This is a genomic window from Streptomyces genisteinicus (assembly GCF_014489615.1).
In the GTDB taxonomy this organism is placed as follows: domain Bacteria; phylum Actinomycetota; class Actinomycetes; order Streptomycetales; family Streptomycetaceae; genus Streptomyces; species Streptomyces genisteinicus.
In genome coordinates this window covers 1467501-1484380 of record NZ_CP060825.1, presented here as the reverse complement: position 1 = coordinate 1484380, position 16880 = coordinate 1467501, and the positions used below count along the sequence as shown (strand labels likewise).

Sequence of the window (16880 nt, the reverse complement as noted above, 5' to 3'; positions counted from 1 at the left end):
CCACTGGCGCAATTCATGCGAAGCTGGGTTTCATGAGCGCCGCTGTGTCTTCCGGGGGGACACCCCCCGGATCTCCCGTATCCCGCAGGATCGTTCTCCTCCGGCACGCGAAGGCCGACTGGCCCCAGGTGTCCGACCACGACCGTCCACTTGCCGAGCGCGGCCGAAAAGACGCGCCCGTCGCCGGCCGCCGGCTCGCCGATGCCGGTATCCCCTTCGACCTCGCCCTGTGCTCGACGGCCGTCAGGACGCGCGAGACGTGGAAGCTCGCCGTCCAGGAACTGCCGCACCGCCCGCGGACCGTCTACGAGGAGCGGCTGTACGAGGCGTCCCTGGGCGATCTGCTGGCGCTGCTCGGCGAGACGCCCGACGATGTGGCCGATCTGCTGGTGATCGGCCACAATCCCGGGATGCACGCGCTCGCGGACGCGCTCGCGGGGAGTGTGGAGGGCGACGCGCTCTCCCGTATGCGCCGGGACGGTTTCCCGACATCCGCTTTCGCGGTGGTGTCGTTCGGCGGGTCGTGGAAGGACGTCGAGCACGGGGTCGGCACGCTCGTCGACTACTGGACCCCGCACGACTGACCGGCGACCGTGCGACCGGGGCGTTTCTCCCGCCACCGCACGGCCACCGCACCGCACCGCACGGTCACCGCACCGCACCGTGCGACCACCGACACCGCCACCGTACGACCACCACCGCCGCCGGTCCGGCCGGCGGCACCGCGAGGCCCCCGCGCACGGGATGCGCGGGGGCCTCGCGTACGGTCCGGCCGGTCAGTGGTCGGCGGGGCCGCCGTCCGCGGCCTCCACCTCTTCGCGGGTGATGCCGAGCAGGTACAGCACGGTGTCCAGGAACGGCACGTTGACGGCGGTGTGCGCGGCCTCCCGGACGACGGGCTTGGCGTTGAAGGCGACGCCGAGACCCGCCGCGTTGAGCATGTCCAGGTCGTTCGCGCCGTCGCCGATCGCCACGGTCTGGGCCAGCGGGACGCCGGCCTCGGCCGCGAAGGCGCGCAGCAGCCGCGCCTTGCCCGCCCGGTCGACGATGTCGCCGACGACCCGGCCGGTGAGCCTGCCGTCCACGATCTCCAGGGTGTTCGCCGAGGCGAAGTCCAGCCCCAGGCGCTCCTTGAGGTCGTCGGTGACCTGGGTGAAGCCGCCGGACACCACGCCGACCTGGTAGCCAAGCCGCTTCAGGGTGCGGATCAGGGTGCGTGCGCCGGGGGTCAGCCGCACCTCGGCCCGCACCTTGTCGACCACCGAGGCGTCGAGGCCCTCCAGCAGCGCCACCCGGGCGTGCAGCGACTGCTCGAAGTCCAGTTCGCCGCGCATGGCGGCGGCCGTCACCTCGGCCACCTCGGACTCGCAGCCCGCGTGGGCGGCGAAGAGTTCGATGACCTCGTCCTGGATCAGGGTGGAGTCGACGTCCATCACGATCAGCCGCTGGGCGCGCCGGTGCAGCCCGGCCGAGACGACGGCGACGTCGACGCCGATGCCGTGGGCCCGGGTGGCGAGGGCGGTGCGCAGCGGCTCGGTCTCCACGCCGGAGACGGCGAACTCGACCGCGGTCACCGGGTACTTCGCGAGGCGGAAGATGCGGTCGATGTTGGCGCCGGTGCCGGCGATGGTGGCCGCTATGGCGGCGGTGGACTCGGCCGTCAGCGGGTGCCCGAGCACGGTCACGTGGGAACGGCCGCTGCCGCGGGGCCGGTTGTCGCCGGTGCCGGAGATGATCTCGGCCTGGAGCTTCAGCGACTCCGCCCAGCTGTGGACGGTGGCGCGCAGGTCTCCTTCGGTGGCCACGCCGGCGGCCGGGGCCGTGACGAGGGCGCACAGGACGAGCCTGCCGCGGGAGACGACCTGCTCGATGTCGACGACGTCGACCGCGTAGGCCGCGAGGGTGTCGAAGAGGCCCGCGGTGATGCCGGGCCGGTCCTTCCCGAAGATCTTGACGAGAAGGGTGGGGACGTCGGTGCCGGGAGAGGTCTGCGAAGCGCTCATGGTGCTACCACCGTATCGGGCGGGCGGGCCGGGGAGGGCCTCCGTCCCGCCTGCCGGACAGCCGTGCCCCCGGCCCGGCCGACTGGTCCGGAGCGTCCCGGTCGGCACCGTTCGGGGGTGTGGGTGGTGAGCCGTGCCGGTTCGTGCCGGGATGGGGTGCCGCCGGGGGAGGGCGGCCGTGCGGCGTCGGCGACGAAGCGGCGACGAAGGTTCCAACTCCGTACCGAACAGGGTCTTCACAAGGCCTGGCTTCCGGATGGCGGACCGGGCCTGAAATAGTTCCCCACGATGTTCGCCATCCCTAGACTCCCGGCAACGGGGGAAGCTCGGGGGACAACTAGTGGGGCATGGAGTGCCGGAACTCGTACTGGAATTGAACGGAAGGACCTGGACTCTCGATCCGTCCAGGTCGTACACCCTCGGCCGTGACCCGCAGGGTGATCTGGTGATCGACGACGCAAGGGTCTCGTGGCGTCACGCCACGATCAGCTGGAACGGCCGCGGCTGGGCCATCGAGGACCACGGCAGCACCAACGGCACGTATGTGCAGGGGCAGCGGGTCCAGCAGACGGAGCTGGGCGCCGGGTCGGCCGTGCACCTGGGCAACGCGACCGACGGCCCGCGGCTGAGCCTCAGCGCCGCCGCCGGCGCCTACAGCGCGCCCGCCGCCGCGCCCCAGCAGGCGGCCGCGGCGCAGCAGGGCTGGCAGCAGCAGCCGCAGGCCCCGGTGCAGCAGCCGCACGCGCCGCAGCAGGCGCCCCAGCAGGGCTGGCAGCAGCCTCCGGCGCAGGTCCCCGCCCAGCAGGGGGGACCGAGGCCGCAGGGGGCGTCCCCGGTCCACGGCGACCGCAGCCCGACTACGTTCCACCAGTTCTCGCTGGGCCGTGTGATGCGGATCGGCCGTGCGCTGGAGAACGAGCTCGTCGTCTCCGACCTCCAGGTCTCCCGGCTGCACGCGGAGTTCACCGCGACGCCCGACGGCCGGTTCGAGATCCGCGACCTCGGCTCGCACAACGGCACGTACGTCAACGGTCAGCCGATCGCCAAGTCGTCCACGGTCCTCATCGGAGCCGGTGACATCGTCGGCGTCGGCCACTCGACCTTCCGGCTCGTCGGCGACCGGCTCGAGGAGTTCGTCGACACCGGTGAGGTCTCCTTCTCCGCGCGGCACCTGACGGTGACCGTCGACGGCGGGAAGCAGATCCTGCGCGACGTGTCCTTCGGCGTGCCCGAGAAGTCGCTGATCGGCGTCATCGGTCCCTCCGGTTCCGGAAAGTCCACCCTGCTCAAGGCGCTCACCGGCTACCGGCCCGCCAACCAGGGCGACGTCCTCTACGACAACCGCAGCCTCTACAAGCAGTTCGCCGAGCTGCGCCAGCGCATCGGACTGGTCCCGCAGGACGACATCCTGCACAAGGAGCTCACCGTCCGTAAGGCGCTGAAGTACGCGGCGAAGCTGCGCTTCCCCGCGGACACCACCGAGGCCGAGCGCGAGGCGCGCATCGGCGAGGTGCTGCGCGAGCTGAAGCTGGACATCCACAAGGACAAGAAGGTCACCGCCCTCTCCGGCGGCCAGCGCAAGCGCGTCTCCGTCGCGCTGGAGCTGCTGACCAAGCCCTCGCTGATCTTCCTGGACGAGCCGACCTCCGGTCTCGACCCGGGCATGGACCGCGATGTGATGCAGCTGCTGCGCGGCCTCGCCGACGACGGCCGCACGGTCCTCGTGGTCACCCACTCCGTGGCCGAGCTCGGGCTCTGCGACAAGCTCCTGGTCATGGCGCCGGGCGGCTCGGTGGCGTACTTCGGTCCGCCGGAGGAGGCGCTGAACTTCTTCGGCTACACCACGTGGGCGGACGTGTTCTCGGCGTTCGAGAACTACCGCGACTACGACTGGGCGGGCCGCTGGAAGGGCTCGCAGCACTACCAGATGTACGCGGCCGACCTCGACGCCGTCGCCCCGCAGGCGGTCAACATGCCGCCGCCGCAGCAGATCCGGCCGCCGAAGCCGCAGAGCTGGGGCTCCCAGCTGTTCACGCTCATCCGGCGCTACGTCTCGGTGATCGCGTCCGACAAGGGCTTCATGGCGCTGATGCTGGTCCTGCCGGCGGTGCTCGGCGCGGTCAGCCTGGTCATCGACCCGGACAAGGGCCTGCTGGTCAACGTCAACGAGCAGACCGGCAGGATCATCCCGAACGGCACGGCGACGACCGTGCTCCTCATCCTGGTGGTGGGCGCCTGTTTCGCCGGCGCCGCCAACTCGGTGCGTGAGCTGATCAAGGAACGGGTGATCTACGAGCGCGAGCGCGCCACGGGTCTGTCCCGGTCCGCGTACCTGATGTCCAAGGTGATCGTCCTCGGGCTGATCACGGTCATCCAGGGCGGTCTGGTCGGCGCGATCGGCTTCGCCACCCGTGAGCTCCCCTCGGAGGGGCTGGTCCTCGGCAGCATGGTCATGCTGGAGCTGTCGCTGCCGATCATGGCGCTCGGTTTCACGTCCATGATGTTCGGACTGATCATCTCGGCCCTGGTCAAGACGGCCGAGAAGACGATGCCGCTGCTGGTGATGTTCGCGATCATCCAGGTCGTGTTCACGGGCTGCCTGTTCATCCTGCACGGCACGGTCGGCGTGAACGAGTTCTCGTACCTGATGCCGTCCCGCTGGGCGGTCGCCGCCGCCGGCACGACGCTGGACTTCAACCGGATCAACCCCAACACGGACGATCCGGGCAGCACGGACCCGCTCTGGGACCACGACGCGGCCGCCTGGGGCATCGACATGACCGCCCTGCTCGCGCTCGGCGCGCTCTGCGGTGTGCTGGTGGCGCGGTTCCTGCGCCGCCACGAGCCCGAGGTCATGCGGAAGTAGCCGGCCGTACGGCGAACGCCACAGGGCGCACCCCGGTGTGAGGGGTGCGCCCTGCGGCGTATGCGCGTGCTCTCCGCCTCGTCGCGGGGCAGTCCGTGCCGTGCCTCAGTAGGCGCTGTTCACGTTGTCCATGGAGCCGTACTTGTCGGCCGCGTAGTTGCAGGCGGCGACGATGTTGGCGACCGGGTCGTACTGGTCCTTCTTGGTGCCCGGGACGTGGTAGAAGTCGAAGGTCGGCTTGATGACCTGCAGCAGGCCCTTCGACGGCACGCCGTTGATGGCGTTGATGTCCCAGTTGTTGATGGCCCGCGGGTCGCCGGAGGACTCCCGCATGATGTTGCGGTGGATGCCCTCGTAGGAGCCGGGGATGTCGTGCTTCTTCATGATGGACATGGCCTCGCGGATCCAGCCGTCGAGGTTGTTCGGGTAGGTCACCTTCGCCGGCTTGGCGGCGCGGGCGGACCGGTCGGCGGCGGCCTTCTCGGCGGCGCGCTTCTCCGCGGCCTTCTTGGCGGCGGCTGCCTTCTTCGCCGCCTCGGCCTTCTTCGCGGCCGCGGCCTCTGCCTTCTTCTTCGCCTGCGCGGCCTTGAACTGGGCCTCGAAGGCGGTCTGCTGCGTGGAGATGCTCTCGCGGACCTGCGCGGCCTGCTCGGGGTTGACCTTCCACGCGACCGGGGCGGCCGCGGCGACCTCGGTGGTCGTCTCCGCCTCGGCGTCGCCGGGCGCGAGCGTGAGCGCCACAGCGGCGGAGGCGGCAACGGCGACGCCGGTGACCGCGGCCTTGCGCGATCGGAGACGACGGAGGGCGGCGGTGTTGAACGCGGACATACAGACGTACCTCTTCGAATAGCGGAAAGTCGCCTCAGGCCGGATCGGCTCTGCGCTGTTCGGAAGCGACGTCGGCAATTCTTAGCGGCGGCAAAATGCTGTGGCAAAGGTGTGACGTACGATCCGTCATAGTGGGTCACGGTTGCCCCATACGCCCGATTCACCCCTCAAGTACCAGCTCACGCGCCCTTTATGTACGTACTAGCCTGATTCGTAAGTGACCTGCGTCCTATGCCCGGCCTCACACGGGGGACACGCCCGACTCACCCCCTGTTGCATCAGCAATCCACTGGGTGAGCAGTCTCCTCCGGAAGGAGGAGGTGGACGTCGCCGAACTCGTGCCAGAGGTAGCGGTGGTCGAGCGCTTCGGCGTACGCGCGGGCCAGCGCCTCCTCCCCGGCCACCGCCGCCAGCATCAGCAGATGGGACGCCGCCGGCTCGTGCAGCCCGGTCAGCAGGCCGTCGACCACCCGCACCCCCCTGCGGGGCGTCACCACCAGGCCGGTCCGGCCCCGCGCGGGCGCCACCGCCCCCGACGGCCCCGCCGCCGACTCCAGCGCCCGCACCGCCGTCGTCCCGACGGCCACCACCCGGCCCCCGGCCGCGGCAGGGCCCGCCGTCCGGGCCGCCGCGGGCCCGCCACCACCCGCACGGGCGGCCCTCGCCGCGTTCACCAGCCGCGCCGTCGACGCCGGCACCTCGAAGAACTCCGGGTACGGCGGCTCGTGCGCCTCCGCCGACGACACCCCCGTGTGCAGCGTGACGGGCGCGAACCGGATGCCCCGGCTCATCAGGAGCTTCACCAGGTCCCCGGTGAAGGGGCGGCCGGCGCTCGGCATCTCCGCCGAGCCGGAGCCGTCGGGGGAGGGCTGTGCGAAGACCGTCTGGTAGGCGCTCAGCGGCTGGTCCCGGCGGGTGTAGCCGTACCGGATCGGGCGCCCGTACCGCGCCATCAGTCCCGGCACGTCCACCGTCGCCGCAGCCCACCACAGGCGGTCCGCGCCCGCGGTGACCGGCTCCTCCAGCTCCAGCACCCCGCCGCCCGGCAGCCGCACCGCCGTCCCGCGCGGTCCCCCGGGCCGGGGGAGCGTGCTCCCGGAGCCGTCCGGCCGCCGCAGCTCCACGGACCACCGGCCCCCGTCGCCGCGCGTCGAGAAGTGCACCACCACCGGCTCGGCCCCGATCCGCCCGTCCACCGCCGCCGCCAGCGTCGACGAGGTGTTGACGACCAGCACGTCCCCGGCCCGCAGCTGCCCCGGCAGGTCCCGGAACGCGTGGTGCGACACCCGCGGACCGCGCGACACCATCAGCCGCACGTCGTCCCGCCCCGCGCCCCGCGCCTCTGCCGGCTCCCGCGCCGACAGCTCCTGCGGCACGCGCAGCCGCTCGAGGGCCCGCGCGGCCGTCACCGGCTCTCCAGCAGCGCCGGGGCCGAGTACCGGCCGCTGACCGGCCGCCGGCCGACCAGGGCCAGGAAGCCCGGCACCACGGACTCCGGCTCCGGCCGCGGATCGGCGTCGTCCGGGACCGCCGCCGCGTACAGGTCCGTCCGCATGTCGCCCGGGTCCACGCTCCACACCCGCAGCCACGGCTCCTCCACCGCCAGCACCGCGGCCAGCTGGTCGAGCGCCGCCTTCGACGCCCCGTAGCCGCCCCACCGCGGATACGCCTCCGCCGCCGCGTCCGAGCTCACCACCACGACCGCCGCCGCCGCGGAGCGCCGCAGCAGCACCAGCGCCTCCTGGACCAGGCCGAGCGCCGCCACCGCGTTGGTCTCCAGCGCCGCGCGCAGTCCCGCCACCGGCAGCGACTCCAGCCGCACCAGCGGCTCGGCGCCCAGCGCGCTCGCGTTGCTCACCAGCAGGTCCAGGCCGCCCAGCCCGGCCGCCGCCGCCACCAGGGCCGCCCGATGGGCGGGATCGGTGACGTCGCCGGACACCGTCACCACCCGCGTGCCGTGCGCGCGGACGCGGCCCGCGGTCTCCTGGAGCACGTCCTCGGTCCGTGCGCCGAGCACCAGGTCCCAGCCCTGCCGTGCCAGACCGTCCGCGAGCGCGCGGCCCAGTCCCTTCGACGCCCCCGTGATCACCGCTGTGGCCATGATGTCCGCCCCTTCCGTCGTCCTGCGCCGTCCTGACGCCGCCACCGTAGGAACGCGGCCCGGCCCACCGCCTCGTGCGCCGGGCCCCATGGGCGAGGGCACTTCGACCTACGCCGACGGGCCGAGGCCCGGGGCGGTCCGCGGCCCGATACGACGGCCCGTGACCCGCCGGTACGGTGAGCCCATGAGCCACCGACCGAGCTCCGGCCTCGCCGACGTGAGCACCGCCATCCTGGCGATGAGCAGGCATCTCGAGGTGCGTGACGTCCTCAAGACGATCGTGTCCTCGGCCCGCCGCCTGCTCGACGCCGAGTACGCCGCGCTCGGCGTGCCCGACGACCACGGGGGCTTCGCGCAGTTCGTCGTCGACGGGGTCAGCGACGCCCAGTGGAAGGCCATCGGACCCCTGCCGCGCCAGCACGGCATCCTCGCGGCGATGCTCCAGGACGCCCGGACCGAGCGGCTCGCCGACGTCCGGGAGGACCCCCGCTTCGAGGGCTGGCCCTCCACCCACCCGGACATGTCCGACTTCCTGGGAATGCCGGTCAAGGACGGGGACGACGTCATCGGCGCCCTCTTCCTCGCCAACAAGCGCTGCCCCAAGCCGGCCGGCGGCTGCGGGTTCACCGAGGAGGACGAGGACCTGCTGCGGATCCTCGCGCAGCACGCCGCCATCGCCCTCACCAACGCCCGGCTCTACGAACGCAGCCGCGAGCTCACCATCGCCGAGGAGCGCTCCCGGCTCGCCCACGAGCTGCACGACGCCGTGAGCCAGAAGCTGTTCTCGCTGCGGCTGACCGCACAGGCGGCCGCAGCCCTGGTGGACCGCGACCCGGTCCGGGCCAAGGGCGAGCTCCAGCAGGTCGCCGCGCTCGCCGCCGAGGCCGCCGACGAGCTGCGCGCCGCCGTCGTCGAACTGCGGCCCGCCGCGCTCGACGAGGACGGCCTGGTGAACACCCTGCGCACCCACGTCCAGGTCCTCGACCGGGCGCACACCGCGAAGGTCGCGTTCGGCACCAGCGGCGTCAGGGCCCTCCCCGCCGCACAGGAGGAGGCGCTGCTGCGCGTCGCGCAGGAGGCCCTCCACAACGCGCTGCGGCACTCCGGGGCGCGTGCGGTAAACGTGGCACTGGTCCGCCGCGGCCAGGGCGCGGTCCTCACCGTCACGGACGACGGGAAGGGTTTCGAACCCCTGGCCGTGCGCCGGGCCGGGCGGCACCTGGGACTGGTGTCGATGCGGGACCGGGCCGGCGGCGTGGGCGGCCGGCTCAGCGTGGAATCGGCGCCCGGCAGGGGCACCACGATCGAGATGGAGGTTCCCGGTGGCTGAGGGAAAGATCCGCGTCCTGCTGGTCGACGACCACCAGGTGGTGCGGCGCGGCCTGCGCACCTTCCTGGAGGTCCAGGACGACATAGAGGTCGTCGGCGAGGCGGCCGACGGCGACGAGGGCGTGGCCCGCGCGGAGGAGCTGAGGCCGCACGTCGTGCTGATGGACGTGAAGATGCCGGGCACGGACGGCATCGAGGCGCTGCGCAGGCTGCGCGGGCTGGACAACCCGGCGAAGGTCCTGATCGTCACCAGCTTCACCGAGCAGCGCACGGTGGTGCCCGCGCTGCGCGCCGGGGCGGCGGGCTACGTGTACAAGGACGTCGACCCGGAGGCGCTGGCCGGCGCGATCCGGTCCGTGCACGCGGGGCACGTGCTCCTCCAGCAGGAGGTCGCCGGAGCGCTGCTGTCCGGGGACGTGCCCGGTCAGACGGGCGGCCGGGGGCCGAGCCTGACCGAACGCGAGCGCGAGGTGCTCGGCCTGATCGCCGACGGCCGGTCGAACCGGGAGATCGCCCGGGCGCTCGTGCTCTCCGAGAAGACGGTGAAGACCCACGTCTCGAACATCCTCATGAAGCTCGACCTCGCCGACCGCACCCAGGCCGCGCTGTGGGCGGTCCGGCACGGAATGACCGACTGAGCGACCGCCTGGACGGCGGCGGCCGGGCCGGACCGCCGGGGCCGGAGGGCTCGCGGGGGACGGCCGGGGCGGGGGCCCGCCGGGCGCGGGCGGGGCCCGGACGGGCGGCGGTGCGACGAGCCGGGCGCCGGAAGGTCACGCTCCGATCAGAGATTCATACTGTCGGGTGGATGTCACTCACATGGCGCATCCTCCGGTGCGCCCCCGCGTTCTCCAGGACGTGCCGCGGCGGCCGGCCGCGGCGGATGTCCCCAGGAGGAACAGAGCAGTGAAGAACCTGAAGAAGGCAGCGGCCCTCGGCATGATCGCCGGCAGCATCGTCGCCGTGAGCGCGGGCGCGGCCTCCGCCACCCCCGGCGGTGCGCACGCCCACGGCGAGGCCGTGAAGTCCCCGGGCGTCGCCTCCGGCAACCTGGTGCAGGTCCCGGTCCACATCCCGGTCAACGTGTCCGGCAACTCGGTCAACGTGATCGGCCTGCTGAACCCCGCGTTCGGCAACGCCGCCGTCAACGGCTGACGCGCCCCGCACCCCACGCCCCGGCCCGCGCACCGCGCGGTCCGGGGCGTCACGCGTCCGGCCCGCCTCCGGCACCGGGGCTCCCCGGGACTCAGCCCCGCCCGCGTTCCCGCTCCTCCACGTACGCGTTGTACGCCGCCACCTGCGCCCGCCGGGCCACCCGCTCGACAGGCCGCAGCGCCTCGGTGCGCGCCGCCATCTCCGAGGCGCTCACCGCCCCGCCGTGCCCGTTCGCGTACGCCAGCGAGATCAGCAGCCCGATCCGCCGGGCGAGCTCCAGCACCCGCACCGCGCGCGGCGGGTACCCGGGCGCCAGGACGTCGCCCGAGCCCCGCTCGGCCCGCGCCCGGTAGGCGTCCAGCGCCGCCTCCGCCACCGGACCCGACGCCGCGACGTCGAGCCGGGTCAGCACCTCGGTCGCCTCCCGCATCGCCTCCGCCAGCTCACGCTCCGCCTCGCCCAGCGACGGCACGTCCGCCGGAGGCGCCTCGCGCACCGGCAGGCAGTGCCAGACCACCTCCGTGTGCACGTCCCCCTCCGGGCCCGCCTCGCGCACCTCGGGCACCAGCCCGTACGGAGCCCCCGTGCCGACGACCGCCTCCTCCGCCTCCAGAGCGCGCGCGTTGAACTCCGGCGGACCGCTCAGACCCAGCGGGTGCCCCGGCGCGGGCAGCGCCAGCCGGTACCCCGCCACCCCGAGCGTCCGCAGCCGCCCCAGCGCCAGGGTCAGCCCGACCGGTCCCGCCTCGCCCGGCAGCCCCTCGACACGGTGCACGGCGTCCTCGCCGACGATCGCGAGCGCCGCGTCGTCGGGCGACACCCGGTGGGCCAGGAGGGCGTTGCCCCATGCGGCCAGACGTCCTGAACGTGGTTCCGAAAGCATGCCCACACCCTAGGGTGTGCCGCGCGGGCGGCTCCTTCCTGCCGAAGGGCTGCCCGCCGCCGCGGGGAGCGCCGTCACCCCGCCCGCGCGAGGAGGAGGGACCCAAGCGCGGGACCGGGCACCGGCACGCCCGGCGGGTGGCGTAGGTTTTCCCCTGGGTGCAGTGCCCACAGGTGCGCACAGGTGAGGTGTCCGAACGGCACACACGCACCCGAAGACCTCGACGACGCATGGGGAGACAACGCGCTCATGAGCGATGTACTGGAGCTGGTGGACGTATCCGTGGTCCGCGACGGACGCGCTCTGGTGGACGACGTCTCCTGGTCGGTCAAGGAGGGGGAGCGCTGGGTCATCCTCGGCCCCAACGGCGCCGGCAAGACGACCCTGCTCAACATCGCGTCCAGCTACCTCTTCCCGACCGCCGGCACGGCCCGCATCCTCGGCGAGCGGCTCGGCGGCGTCGACGTCTTCGAGCTCCGCCCCCGGATCGGCGTCGCGGGCATCGCCATGGCGGAGAAGCTCCCCAAGCGCCAGACCGTCCTCCAGACCGTGCTCACCGCCGCCTACGGCATGACCGCCACCTGGCACGAGGACTACGACGAGGTCGACGAGCAGCGCGCCCGCGCCTTCCTCGACCGCCTCGGCATGACCGAGTACCTCGACCGCAGGTTCGGCACCCTCTCCGAGGGCGAGCGCAAGCGCACCATGATCGCCCGCGCCATGATGACCGACCCCGAACTGCTGCTCCTGGACGAGCCCGCGGCCGGCCTCGACCTCGGCGGCCGCGAGGACCTGGTGCGCCGCCTCGGCCGGCTCGCCCGCGACCCGTACGCCCCCTCGATGATCATGGTGACCCACCATGTCGAGGAGATCGCCCCCGGCTTCACCCACGTCCTCATGATCCGGCAGGGCAAGGTCCTCGCGGCCGGCCCGATGGAGACCGAGCTCACCTCGCGCAACCTCTCCCTCTGCTTCGGTCTGCCGCTGGTCGTCGAGCGCGCCGCCGACCGGTGGACCGCCCACGGGCTCCCCCTGGGCTGACCGCCCGGGACCGCCCCTGCGCCTCCCGGTCCGCCACCCCGCCTCCGGGGCACGCACACCCGCCGCGGCCCGCCCCCTGCCCGCCGCAGCCGCACCCGCGCCGCCGAACTCCCGCCCGGGCAGGGGCTATTTGCCCATGCCCTCTGTCCCGACGGCGACCGGCGCACCTACCATGACGGTGTGGACATCGACGCATGGGTGTGGTGGCTGATCGGCGCGGTCGGGCTGGGCATTCCGCTCGTCCTCACCGCGATGCCCGAGTTCGGCATGTTCTCCGCGGGGGCGGTCGCCGCCGCGGTCGTCGCGGCCGTGGGCGGAGGTGTCGTCGCCCAGGTCCTCGTCTTCGTCGCGGTCTCCGTCGCCCTCATCGCCGTGGTGCGCCCGCTCGCGGCACGCCAGCGAAGCCGGCAGCCCGGATTCGCCAGCGGCATCGACGCGCTGAAGGGCCGCCAGGCCGTCGTCGTGGAGCGCGTCGACGGCCGGGGCGGCCGCGTCAAGCTGGCCGGCGAGATCTGGTCCGCCCGCTCCTACGACGACTCGCTGGTCTTCGAGGAGGGCCGCCAGGTCGACGTCGTCGACATCGACGGTGCCACCGCGGTCGTCATGTGACGTACCGTCGACCCGTGTCCCCGGACCGAACAGGCCGAACTGCCCACAGCACGGCCCGCGTTCTGGGAAACTGATCATCGACAACCGCCGGACCACCCGGGCCCGGCCCGCGGAACACGCTCGGTCCGCTCATCACCGGCAGCGAAGGGCACAGGGAACGCGATGCAACCGATCATCATCGTCCTGATCATTCTGGTGGTGCTGGTCTTCATCGCCCTGATCAAGACGATCCAGGTCATCCCGCAGGCCAGCGCCGCCATCGTCGAACGGTTCGGACGCTACACCCGCACCCTCAACGCGGGACTGAACATCGTCGTCCCGTTCATCGACTCCATCCGCAACCGCATCGACCTGCGCGAGCAGGTCGTCCCCTTCCCGCCGCAGCCGGTGATCACCCAGGACAACCTGGTCGTCAACATCGACACGGTCATCTACTACCAGGTCACCGACGCCCGCGCCGCCACCTACGAGGTCGCCAGCTACATCCAGGCGATCGAGCAGCTCACCGTCACCACGCTCCGCAACATCATCGGCGGCATGGACCTGGAGAGGACCCTGACCTCCCGCGAGGAGATCAACGCCGCGCTGCGCGGAGTCCTCGACGAGGCGACCGGCAAGTGGGGCATCCGCGTCAACCGCGTCGAGCTCAAGGCCATCGAACCGCCCACCTCCATCCAGGACTCGATGGAGAAGCAGATGCGCGCCGACCGCGACAAGCGCGCCGCCATCCTCACCGCCGAGGGCATCCGGCAGTCCCAGATCCTCACCGCGGAGGGCGAGAAGCAGTCCGCCATCCTGCGGGCCGAGGGCGAGGCCAAGGCGGCGGCACTGCGCGCGGAGGGCGAGGCCCAGGCCATCCGCACGGTCTTCGAGTCCATCCACGCCGGAGACGCGGACCAGAAGCTGCTCGCCTACCAGTACCTCCAGATGCTCCCCAAGATCGCCGAAGGCGACGCCAACAAGCTCTGGATCGTCCCCAGCGAGATCGGGGACGCCCTCAAGGGCCTCAGCGGCGCCATGGGCAACTTCAACCCCATGGCAGGAATGGGCGGCGGTGTGCCCAAGCAGTCCGCACCCACCGCCGAACGCCGGGAGCAGCCCCCCATCGACTGAGCCGAAGCCCCTCGTGCATGATCGGTGAGGCCCCTCGACCTTCAGGGCGGGGAGGCGACTCACCGAACGCGGAGGGCATGGCGTGTCCATCTGGGAGCTCCTGGCGGTCTTCGCCGCAGGGATCGGCGCAGGCACCATCAACACCATCGTGGGATCGGGAACGCTGATCACGTTCCCGGTCCTGCTCGCCACCGGGCTGCCGCCCGTCACCGCGACGGTGTCCAACGCCCTCGGGCTGATTCCCGGATCGATCAGCGGCGCCATCGGCTACCGCGAGGAACTCAAGGGACAGCGCCCGCTCATCCTGCGCCTCGGCGTCGCCTCCGCCATCGGCGGCCTCGCGGGGGCCGTGCTGCTGCTGATGCTGCCCCCGACGGCCTTCGAGACCATCGTGCCCGTCCTCGTCGCCCTCGCACTCGTCCTGGTCGTCCTCCAGCCCCGGATCTCCGCCGCCGTCCAGCGACGCCGCGAGCGCACCGGCACCCCCACCAAGGCCGACGGCGGGCCCGTCCTCTTCGGCGGACTCCTCCTCGCGAGCGTCTACGGCGGCTACTTCACCGCAGCCCAGGGGATCATCTACCTCTCCCTGATGGGCATGCTGCTGGACGACACCCTCCAGCGCCTCAACGCGGTCAAGAACGTCCTCGCCGCGATCGTGAACACGATCGCGGCCCTGTTCTTCCTCTTCGTCGCCGACTTCGACTGGACCGCCGTCCTCCTCATCGCCGTGGGCTCCGCCATCGGCGGACAGCTGGGCGCGAAGATCGGCCGCCGGCTGCCCGCGCCGGCCCTGCGGGTCTTCATCGTCGTCGTCGGCGTCTTCGCGATCGTCCAGCTGCTCCTGAGGTAGACCACCCCCGCGGACAGCCCGCACGCGCGCCCGAGCCCGCCCCCGTGTGATCGCGGGGCGGGCTCAGGCGCGCGTGCGGGCCGGGCACGCGCCCCGCGCGGCCGCCGGGGCTTCAGGCCGCGGTCGACGCCGTCAGCCAGTCGGGCAGCGCGTCACGCTCACCGGACCGCAGGCCGAGGAGCATCGCCTCCGCGGGGGAGGGCACGAACGGCTGGTGCAGCAGCGGCATACCCGCCTGCTCCGGGGTCCGGTCCGCCTTGCGGTGGTTGTCCTCGGCGCACGACGCCACCGTGTTGAGCCAGGAGTCGGCGCCACCACGCGACTTCGGCACCACGTGGTCGACGGTCGTCGCCCGCCTGCCGCAGTAGGCGCACCGGTGCTGGTCCCTGACCAGCACCCCCCGCCGGGACCACGGAGCCTGTCTTCGGAAGGGCACCCGTACGTAACGGCAGAGCCGGATCACCCGCGGCACGGGAAGCTCCACAGCGGCCGCGCGGACACGCAGGGCGGGGTGGGACTGCTCGACGACGGCCTTGTCCTGCAGCACCAGCACCACGGCACGGTTCAGCGACACCGTCGACAACGGCTCGAAGCTCGCGTTCAGCACCAGCGTGTTCCGCATTCCGCCCACCTCCCGTACGCCGGCCCGGCCCTGTCGGCGGGCTCGGGCTCGCATCAACTCTGGCCGGGCGCGCCGGGATGGACAACGCAATATCTGTGCCTGCCGGAGAGACAACCCCCGGCCCCTGGCAACAAAACTGCCCTGCCCTGATCTCTCCAGAACCAGGGCAGGGCAAACGGAAAACGAACAATCGCCTCACACGATCAGGTCATGAACGCCTTCCGCCGGGCACCGGAACTCAGCTTCCGGAAGGACTCGCGTAGTGCGCGATCAGCTGCGCACGGCCGAGCGTGTGGAAACGCAGATTGAAGCCGACGGCCGCCGGAGAGGTGTCGGCATCCGGGCCCAGTTTCTCGGTGTCCACCGCGTACACGGTGAAGACGTAGCGGTGGTCCTCGCCCGGCGGGGGAGCGGCACCGCCGAACTCCTTGGACCCGTAGTCGTTCCGTGCGTGGACCGCTCCGGCCGGCAGACCCGCGAACGAGCCGCTTCCCGCACCGGCCGGCAGCTCGGTGACGGACACCGGGATGTCGAAGAGAACCCAGTGCCAGAAACCGCTGCCCGTCGGCGCGTCCGGATCGAAGCACGTCACGGCGAAGCTCCTGGTCCCCTCCGGGAACCCCTCCCAGCGCAGCTGCGGAGAGGTGTCGCCCTCCGCCTGCACCTGGGCGTCCCCCAGCACGGAGCCCGGCTCGATGTCGTCGCTCACCACGGTGAACGACGGCACCGGCGGGTGGAAGTCGTGCGGCAGGGGCGCCCGCTGCTGCTCGGTCACGTCAGAACCTCCGAATCGGGTGTAACAGTGCGTCCTCGGAACAGCACCTATTGTGCTCAGAGCCAGTTGCGGCGACCGCCGACATCCGCGAGCCACTGGTTCAGATAGGCGGTCCAGTCCGTCGACGCGAAGTCGTGGTGCCCCACGCGGAACGCCTTGTAGGAGTCGCTTCCCTCGCTGAAGAGACCGGGCTTCTTGTCCATCTCCAGGATGACGTCCATCTCGCGGTCGTCGGCGACGAACGTCAGCTCGACCTGGTTCAGCCCGCGGAACTGCTGCGGCGGCAGGAACTCGATCTCCTGGTAGAACGGCAGCTTCTGCCGCGTCCCGCGGATGTGACCGCGCTCCATGTCCGCGCTCTTGAAGCGGAAGCCCAGCTGGACGAACGAGTCCAGGATCGCCTGCTGCGCCGGCAGCGGATGCACGTTGATCGGGTCGAGGTCGCCCGAGTCGACGGCGCGGGCGATCTCCAGCTCGGTGGTCACGCCGATGTCCATGCCGTGCAGACGCTGCCCGGCGATCGTCGTCACGGGCGTCTCCCACGGGATCTCCAGGCCGAAGGGCACCACGTGCACCGCGCCGGCCTTCACCTCGAACGCCCCGCCGAGGCGGAGCTTGGTGAACTCGATGTCCTGCTTGACCTCGTGGTCGCCGCCCTCGACCTCGACCCGGGCCTGGAGACCGACGGACAGGCCCTCGATCTGC

The 16880-nt window shown here is 72.2% G+C and carries 17 protein-coding genes (1 of these 17 only partly in view); 9 read left to right on the top strand and 8 right to left on the bottom strand.

All coding sequences use genetic code 11. From position 1 onward, the window contains the following. Positions 1-32 precede the first annotated feature (32 nt). Positions 33-584, top strand: a complete 552-nt coding sequence (locus IAG43_RS06560) for a SixA phosphatase family protein (RefSeq protein WP_187739814.1) — start codon at positions 33-35, stop codon at positions 582-584. Between the two features lie 192 nt (positions 585-776). Here IAG43_RS06560 and serB read toward each other — a convergent pair whose 3' ends face one another. Beyond that, positions 777-2003, bottom strand: coding sequence for a phosphoserine phosphatase SerB (gene serB / locus IAG43_RS06555; protein WP_187739813.1), 1227 nt, complete (start codon positions 2001-2003; stop codon positions 777-779). Between the two features lie 352 nt (positions 2004-2355). Here serB and IAG43_RS06550 point away from each other — a divergent pair, with 352 nt between their 5' ends. Then, complete coding sequence (locus IAG43_RS06550) at positions 2356-4869, top strand: ABC transporter ATP-binding protein/permease (protein ID WP_187739812.1); 2514 nt, start codon at positions 2356-2358, stop codon at positions 4867-4869. Positions 4870-4974: 105 nt separating this feature from the next. Here IAG43_RS06550 and IAG43_RS06545 read toward each other — a convergent pair whose 3' ends face one another. From IAG43_RS06545 to IAG43_RS06535, 3 genes are all read right to left on the bottom strand, one after another. After that, positions 4975-5697 (bottom strand): transglycosylase SLT domain-containing protein, encoded by a 723-nt coding sequence (locus IAG43_RS06545; protein ID WP_187739811.1) that lies wholly within the window; start codon positions 5695-5697, stop codon positions 4975-4977. A 278-nt stretch (positions 5698-5975) separates the two neighbouring features. Further along, positions 5976-7106: an S-adenosylmethionine:tRNA ribosyltransferase-isomerase gene (locus IAG43_RS06540; RefSeq protein ID WP_187739810.1), complete on the bottom strand. Its 1131-nt coding sequence runs from the start codon at positions 7104-7106 to the stop codon at positions 5976-5978. Continuing rightward, complete coding sequence (locus IAG43_RS06535; protein WP_187739809.1) at positions 7103-7798, bottom strand: SDR family NAD(P)-dependent oxidoreductase; 696 nt, start codon at positions 7796-7798, stop codon at positions 7103-7105. Before IAG43_RS06535 ends, IAG43_RS06540 begins: the two co-directional genes overlap by 4 nt. A gap of 184 nt (positions 7799-7982) precedes the next feature. Between IAG43_RS06535 and IAG43_RS06530 the strand changes: the two genes are divergently transcribed. The 3 genes from IAG43_RS06530 to IAG43_RS06520 all read left to right on the top strand — a co-directional run bounded on the left by IAG43_RS06530 (position 7983) and on the right by IAG43_RS06520 (position 10282). Next, positions 7983-9128, top strand: a complete 1146-nt coding sequence (locus IAG43_RS06530) for a GAF domain-containing sensor histidine kinase (protein ID WP_187739808.1) — start codon at positions 7983-7985, stop codon at positions 9126-9128. Next, positions 9121-9765 (top strand): response regulator, encoded by a 645-nt coding sequence (locus IAG43_RS06525; protein WP_187739807.1) that lies wholly within the window; start codon positions 9121-9123, stop codon positions 9763-9765. The genes IAG43_RS06530 and IAG43_RS06525 overlap by 8 nt, the downstream gene beginning before the upstream one ends. 268 nt (positions 9766-10033) lie before the next feature. Next, positions 10034-10282, top strand: a complete 249-nt coding sequence (locus IAG43_RS06520) for a chaplin (protein ID WP_187739806.1) — start codon at positions 10034-10036, stop codon at positions 10280-10282. Positions 10283-10373: 91 nt separating this feature from the next. Here IAG43_RS06520 and IAG43_RS06515 read toward each other — a convergent pair whose 3' ends face one another. Beyond that, a complete protein-coding gene (locus IAG43_RS06515) occupies positions 10374-11165 on the bottom strand; it encodes a hypothetical protein (RefSeq protein WP_187739805.1) in 792 nt (263 codons plus the stop codon). Between the two features lie 249 nt (positions 11166-11414). Between IAG43_RS06515 and IAG43_RS06510 the strand changes: the two genes are divergently transcribed. From IAG43_RS06510 to IAG43_RS06495, 4 genes are all read left to right on the top strand, one after another. Next, positions 11415-12206 carry an ABC transporter ATP-binding protein gene (locus IAG43_RS06510; RefSeq protein ID WP_187739804.1) on the top strand — a complete coding sequence of 264 codons (792 nt, stop codon included), beginning with the start codon at positions 11415-11417 and terminating at the stop codon, positions 12204-12206. A gap of 180 nt (positions 12207-12386) precedes the next feature. Further along, positions 12387-12815, top strand: a complete 429-nt coding sequence (locus IAG43_RS06505) for an NfeD family protein (RefSeq protein ID WP_187739803.1) — start codon at positions 12387-12389, stop codon at positions 12813-12815. 162 nt (positions 12816-12977) lie between these two features. Further along, positions 12978-13928 (top strand): SPFH domain-containing protein, encoded by a 951-nt coding sequence (locus IAG43_RS06500; RefSeq protein WP_187739802.1) that lies wholly within the window; start codon positions 12978-12980, stop codon positions 13926-13928. A gap of 82 nt (positions 13929-14010) precedes the next feature. Then, on the top strand, positions 14011-14778 hold the full coding sequence (locus IAG43_RS06495) for a sulfite exporter TauE/SafE family protein (RefSeq protein WP_187739801.1): 768 nt from the start codon (positions 14011-14013) through the stop codon (positions 14776-14778). 112 nt (positions 14779-14890) lie between these two features. On the opposite strand, the gene IAG43_RS06490 is transcribed toward IAG43_RS06495, so the two are convergent. The 3 genes from IAG43_RS06490 to IAG43_RS06480 all read right to left on the bottom strand — a co-directional run. Next, entirely contained in the window at positions 14891-15400 is a 510-nt protein-coding gene (locus tag IAG43_RS06490; protein ID WP_187739800.1) for an HNH endonuclease, read from the bottom strand. A gap of 238 nt (positions 15401-15638) precedes the next feature. Continuing rightward, positions 15639-16175 (bottom strand): YbhB/YbcL family Raf kinase inhibitor-like protein, encoded by a 537-nt coding sequence (locus IAG43_RS06485; protein ID WP_187739799.1) that lies wholly within the window; start codon positions 16173-16175, stop codon positions 15639-15641. Between the two features lie 56 nt (positions 16176-16231). Then, positions 16232-16880, bottom strand: partial view of a sporulation protein gene (locus IAG43_RS06480; protein ID WP_187739798.1) — the 3' portion only. It continues 134 nt past the right edge of the window; 649 of the gene's 783 nt are visible here — the last part of the coding sequence; its start codon lies off the right edge, out of view; it ends in the stop codon at positions 16232-16234.